The sequence below is a fragment of the Methanobrevibacter sp. genome (assembly GCF_045541095.1).
Taxonomy (GTDB): domain Archaea; phylum Methanobacteriota; class Methanobacteria; order Methanobacteriales; family Methanobacteriaceae; genus Methanocatella.
Genome location: NZ_JAZQIJ010000073.1, coordinates 1 through 6,173, shown reverse-complemented (window position 1 = coordinate 6,173; position 6,173 = coordinate 1). Strand labels below are relative to the sequence as shown.

Annotated in this window: 6 protein-coding genes; 5 read left to right on the top strand and 1 reads right to left on the bottom strand. The window is 31.9% G+C overall.

From position 1 onward, the window contains the following. The 4 genes from ACKI2P_RS03290 to ACKI2P_RS03275 form a co-directional block, all read left to right on the top strand. A partial coding sequence (locus tag ACKI2P_RS03290) for a hypothetical protein (protein WP_407374980.1) occupies positions 1-1,544 on the top strand: 1,544 nt, incomplete at its 5' end. 236 nt (positions 1,545-1,780) lie between these two features. Then, positions 1,781-1,936 (top strand): hypothetical protein, encoded by a 156-nt coding sequence (locus ACKI2P_RS03285; protein ID WP_407374978.1) that lies wholly within the window; start codon positions 1,781-1,783, stop codon positions 1,934-1,936. A 39-nt stretch (positions 1,937-1,975) separates the two neighbouring features. Next, on the top strand, positions 1,976-2,428 hold the full coding sequence (locus ACKI2P_RS03280) for a hypothetical protein (RefSeq protein ID WP_407374977.1): 453 nt from the start codon (positions 1,976-1,978) through the stop codon (positions 2,426-2,428). 8 nt (positions 2,429-2,436) lie between these two features. Then, positions 2,437-3,078 (top strand): DUF116 domain-containing protein, encoded by a 642-nt coding sequence (locus tag ACKI2P_RS03275; protein ID WP_407374975.1) that lies wholly within the window; start codon positions 2,437-2,439, stop codon positions 3,076-3,078. 82 nt (positions 3,079-3,160) lie between these two features. Here ACKI2P_RS03275 and ACKI2P_RS03270 read toward each other — a convergent pair whose 3' ends face one another. After that, complete coding sequence (locus tag ACKI2P_RS03270) at positions 3,161-4,171, bottom strand: tetratricopeptide repeat protein (RefSeq protein WP_407374973.1); 1,011 nt, start codon at positions 4,169-4,171, stop codon at positions 3,161-3,163. Positions 4,172-4,291: 120 nt separating this feature from the next. Between ACKI2P_RS03270 and thsA the strand changes: the two genes are divergently transcribed. After that, positions 4,292-5,941: a thermosome subunit alpha gene (thsA, locus tag ACKI2P_RS03265; RefSeq protein WP_407374971.1), complete on the top strand. Its 1,650-nt coding sequence runs from the start codon at positions 4,292-4,294 to the stop codon at positions 5,939-5,941. Positions 5,942-6,173: the final 232 nt, after the last annotated feature.

The following is a 6,173-nucleotide window of genomic DNA, read 5'->3' as shown; positions in this document are numbered from 1 at the left end:
AAGTGAAATCTACTATTAATACTCATTTAAGGAGTTTTAGAATATTTTTCCCTAATTTGCATGATAGTATTTCTAAATTATTCCAGGCTGATTTAAGCAGGTTATCTGAATTATCTCTTAAGGAATATGTTAATTTATATAACCGTCTAAAGACATATGCTTACAATTACTTTAATGTATTCAAAAATTCGGAATCTTTTAAAAAGGAAATGGAATTTAGAAACGATTTTGAAAATGGTATGTATGATATGCAAATAATTTTATTAAATGATAGTACATTTAACTTTTTTGACAGTAGCCCTGTTGATTTCCTTAGGAATCTTGATAATAGTGATGCTGAAACAATTAAAAGTGTAATTTTTAGTGAAATGGCTTATATTGGTATAAAGAATCAAGGTTTATATCAATATATTACTGATAAGTTTTTCAACGGTAAAGGGCCGGCTCAATATTTTTATTCTATACAGGACAAAATTCCAAAAGGCATGGAGGATAAATTTTTCCAGGACTTCTATAAAAACATTCAAAATGAATTTAACGCCATGAGGAACCTGCTTAAGGTTTTCTCTAGTTTAAAAACAGATGAGGATAGGATAAATTGTTACCTTGCAGGTTTTGAAAAGGCCTATAATGTTAGCTTACGTTCAGATGCGGCCAATTTTACAAGAACTTTGTTAATTGCTCTAATGAATCTCCATGTGCATGATCAGTATAAGTTAGAAAATGAACTTGTTCGAGGATTAAATAAAGATGGCAGTCTTAAAAAGGAAGTTAAAGAAAAGATAGTTAGCAAAATTTGTCAAGAATTTTTCAAATACTATGATGGGGATTTTGTTTTAGATGAACCTGATTTTACAATGTTTGTTGAAATCTTGACTTTGAATTTCCAACAAAACTTTAATGTCAAAATAATGGCTGATTACCTGGATCTCATTTCACTTGAAGGAGGCACATCTAAATTTGGAACTAAAAATCTCGCCAGATATAATTTAATATTGTCCTTGATTTTAAAGAATAAAATCATGTTTGGCAGTAAGAATGTTGTATTATATCCGGAAGAATTGGATTTATTAAATAACTTAACCGCTCTTAGATGTTATAATCTTATGAATGAGATTCTTCAATTAAAACTCAACGCAGAATTTTCAAATAAAAACACTGTTGCAGAAGGGCTCATTCCGAAACTTAATAGTATACTTAATTCAGTGGAGTATAAAATTTTAAATCATAAAAAAGTTAATGCAGGTGATAAGCATATAACTCCTTATTATGCTATCTTTAATAATGCTAACAATTTACCTAATAGTCTACAGGGTTTGATTAATCGAATAGAAAATGAGTTAACACAGTTGGGTCAGTTTGATTCTAACCTGCTCGAGAATATTAGGGTTAAATATTTAATGGGGAGGACTATTCCAGATCTTATTGATGAATATCCTGAGATGTTTACACAAGGAAGATTGAAAGGTTTTTATAGTCAGATTATGAAAATGCTTAACTCATGGAGGAACCAGGACATTTTAAATGATGTGGCAAAAGTATAATATCAAAAGTATAGTATATTTATTTAAATGAGTTTTAGACTGATTTCATATTGAATTGTTACAAATTAAATTGAATATAGGTGGTCAATCATAAACTTATTTATATGACATTTAACTACAATATAATTGTTGGAATATTAACAAACAGGAATATAATCTGGGATAACTTGGAAATCCTCACTCATAATAGTATACATACCAAGAATTATCTTCAGATATTTAACAGGTGATTTAAGATGTGTTCTAGTGGAGGGCCAATGGCCGATATTGATTTGAAAAAATTAAAAACAAAAAAATACCATTGTAAAGACTGTGGAAATACCTTTAAAGGTATCGGAAAAAAAGTAGTTTGTCCTTCTTGTCAAAGTGACAACGTTGAGCTTGCAGAGTAAATAAAATTTACTCTATTTTATTTTTTTTTTAGTGATTTTATGAACATTGATTTTAAAAACGATGAAATTCTATTTATTGAAGGTGAAACCGGGATGGTCGGCATAGTTAAAGTGGCTTATGAAAATAAGATGCTTTTTATAGCCACCCAAGACAACGAGGAAATAGTTCAGTTTTTGGAATCTGATGACATTATTGCTGTATCAAATTTTAAGAAAGACAAAAGGGCAATACGTTCACAGGCTTACCTCAGCCGTGAAGAATCATCCCCTCTAGTAATTTTAAACAAGGATCATCCATCAACCAAACGTTTGGAAACTGTCATATCAATTGGAGATGAAGTAAATCTGAATTGTAACATAACTCCGGGTACCCATCCGGAACAGAATGTGCTGTGTTCCTGCGACAGTCTGTCAGGACTTGAAATCGTCAAAACACCGACCGGCGTTAAATTAAACCGCCAATTCGATGATTATTCAATAGAAAAATTTTAGGTTGAAAAATGTTATTTGTTGATTCATTTTATATGTTTTTAGGGCAGTTAGTGGTTCTTGTAGTTGGTATAATACTCATTTTAATGATTATAGTGCTTATTTTAGGAGTTCTGATTGCAAAGAAAAACCAGATAAAATTCCCGAGATTCCTGCTGTATATAGTTGATTTGCTCTATTCTCCACTGAAGACTATTGCTCACTTTTTAAAATTTGACGACAATATCATTGACGACATTGCCATTAAAGTCCGTGATGAAATCAACAAGGAAAAATTCAAAAAGATTCCTGCTGAAAAAACACTGATATTTCTACCTCACTGCCTGAGGCATGGGGATTGTCCTGCAACACTTCAAAAGGAAGGCCTTAACTGTACTGAATGCGGATTATGTTCCATTGGAGTCATCAAAAAGAAATCCGAACCTTTAGGATATAAGTTATATATAGTTCCGGGTTCAAGTTTTGTTAAAAAGATAGTTATGGAAAACAAATTCCAGGCCGTACTTGGTGTGGCATGCCATGAAGATTTAAATCAGATGATGATGCTTTTGTCCGACTTCTGCCCTCAGGGGGTATTGCTTGAAAAAACAGGATGTTTTGAGACAAAAGTAAATGTTAAAAAAGTATTTGAAAAACTGGATTCCAAATACTAATCTGACATGCTTTTTTTAACTCATTTTTACTTTTAAATTATATACTCTCTTAAATCACTGATTTGACTGTCCGTTATCGAAACTATAATAGGTTTTGAATATTTTTGATTTTTTCATATGTCTCTTCATCTTTCGTAATGTCAAATTTAAGATTAAGGAAATATAATTCCTGGTTAAATAACTTATTTTCTTCGTATTCTTCAATAAGTTCATTCAATGTGGTTAAAATAAATGGATTTGCACCAATCTGGATATTTTTATCCTTAAGAATATTGATACTTTCTTCCAGAGTCAAATCGACTTTGGGATTTTTGTTTTTGATGTAATTGATTTCTGAATATGCTATTGGGCTTAATTCAAAGTTCATGCTGTATCTGAATAGTGCAAATGCGGTTTCAAGCTGATCTTCTTCGACATAATAATAGCCAAGTGTCCTGTAGCATCTTGCAATGTCTTGAGGATAATATGCATATTTAAGGGCATCAGTTGCGTACATGTAATATTTATTGTATGTATAGGTGTGAACTTTGTAAATCTCACATAGCTCCAACAGTATTCTTGAAGAAACGGGATTTATCTTAATAGCTTTTTTCAGATATGTCTCGGCTTCTTCGTATTGTTTTGTTTCAAGAAGCAAAAATCCGTAGATGTAGTATAAATCCAACAGTGGCTGGTTGTCTGGAATGTATCTTAAAGTCTTTTTAGTTCCAATATATGTGTTGAATAATATTTCTTCTAGGGGGTTTGTGAAAAAGTGATATTCGCTTACTTTATCATCTTCAAACATTCCCGGAAAACTTTCCATGAATTTGCCTAATTTTTCTAATGCGGTGTTATATTCTCCACTTTCTATATCATAGGAAATGTCGTTTAAAATATCCATTATCGGATTTTCATTATCGGATATTTCAATAAATTCGTTTTTTTCATCTTCGCTAAGACAATCCCACATCATGCGGGAGATTTCCTTGATTATCTCTTTGTTGTAGGGATGGTCTACATATTTTTCAATCTGTGATGATAAATACTGTTTGTTCAAATCAGGATTTTCACCTAAATTAGACCTGATTTCATTTATTATTTCTTCGTACATTAACACACCAAAAGTTAGATTAATGGGTAATATTTTTATATTATCCTTACTTATATTATATATGTATAAAATGTTTCCTTTTATATTGTTTTATATTAAAAAATTTAAGGTGATTATGAAATGGCAAATCAACCAATATTTATCCTTCCCGAAGGGACTGAAAGATATACTAAAAGAGATGCTTTAAGAATGAATATTACAGCAGCTAAAGTATTATCCGGTATTGTAAGAACCACTTTAGGTCCTAAAGGTATGGACAAAATGTTAGTTAACTCATTAGGTGACGTTACTGTTACCAATGACGGTGCAACTATCATGAGAGAAATGGAAATCAATCAACCTGCAGCCAGAATGCTTGTTGAAACTGCTAAAAAACAGGAAGATATTGTAGGAGATGGAACTACTTCTGTTGTAGTTATTGCAGGTGAATTATTAGCTAAAGCTGAAGAATTATTAGATGATGGAATTGCAACATCTGTTGTTGTAAAAGGATTTAGGAATGCAACCGCTAAAGCTGTTGAACTTTTAAACGGAATTGCTATTGATGCTGACGATGAAGAAACTCTTAAAAAAGTAGCAGTAACTGCAATGAGCGGTAAAGGTTCAGACTATGCAAAAGATCATTTAGCAGACATTGTTGTAAAAGCTGCTTTAAGAATCGAAGAGGATGGAAAATCCGATATTGACAACATCAACATTCAAAGGGTTTCCGGAGATTCAGTAGAAGATTCATTTTTAGCAGAAGGTGTTGTAATAGATAAAGCACCTTTATCCAAAAACATGCCAAAAGATGTTGAAAATGCAAAAATCGCTATCATGAAATATCCTATTGAGCTCAAAGACATTAACACTGATACTAAAATTGACATAACCAGTCCTGATCAGTTTGAAGCTTTCCTCCAACAGGAAGAACAAATGATTAAAGACTTGGTCGGCAAAATCATAGATTCAGGTGTAAACGTTTTATTCTGTCAAAAAGGTATTGACGACATGGCAGAACACTACTTGAAAAAAGCCGGAATTATGGCTTTCAAAAGAGTTAAAAAATCTGATATTGAAAGAATTCAAAAAGCTACCGGTGCAAAACTGGTAACTGACATTGAAGATTTAACTCCTGATAAATTAGGTAGTGCAGGTCACGTATATCTTGACAAATTATTTGACCATGAATTGACCTTCATTGAAGAATGTGAAAATCCAAAAGCATCCTCCATTGTTTTAAGAGGAAGTACCCGTTATGTAACTGAACAAATCGCAAGAGCATTAGACGATGCTTTAGGTGTAGTTGCAGCTACTATCGAAGAAGGTAAAGTTCTCATCGGTGGTGGAGCATGTGAAATCGATTTGGTCAAACAGTTAAGGGAATACGGTGAATCTGTAAGCGGCAGGGAACAGTTAGCTATCTTAAAATATGCTGAAGCATTAGAAGTTATCCCTAGAACATTAATTGAAAATGCAGGTTTAGACACAATTAACCTGATTGCAGATTTAAAAGCAGCTCATGAAGAATCCAAATTCATTGGAATCAATGTATTTACCGGTGAAGTCGTTGACATGAAAGATGCTGGTGTAATCGAACCTTTAAGAGTTAAAATCCAAGCACTTCAGTCTGCTGGTGAAGCATCTGAAATGATTTTACGTATTGATGATATGATTGCTGCTAGAAATGCATTGCAATCTACCGGACCTGATGAATCCGGTAATGATGCAAGTGGTATGCCTCCAATGCCTCCTGCTGGAGGAATGGGTGGAATGCCTCCAATGATGTAAATGTAAAATATATATTTTACATTTCTTTTTTTTCTTTTTTCGGGCTTATTTTTTATTATACTCACTTATTTTCATCGTTTTTAATTATAATTTGATTTTTTTTGATTGTTTTAATTAATATCTGTTTAAATTATGCCTATTTTTCTATAAAAATCAATTATATTATTGTTTAGATTTTAGTATAGTTACTTTTCTTAATATATTAATTCATATTGTTTAAATCTGTTATAAA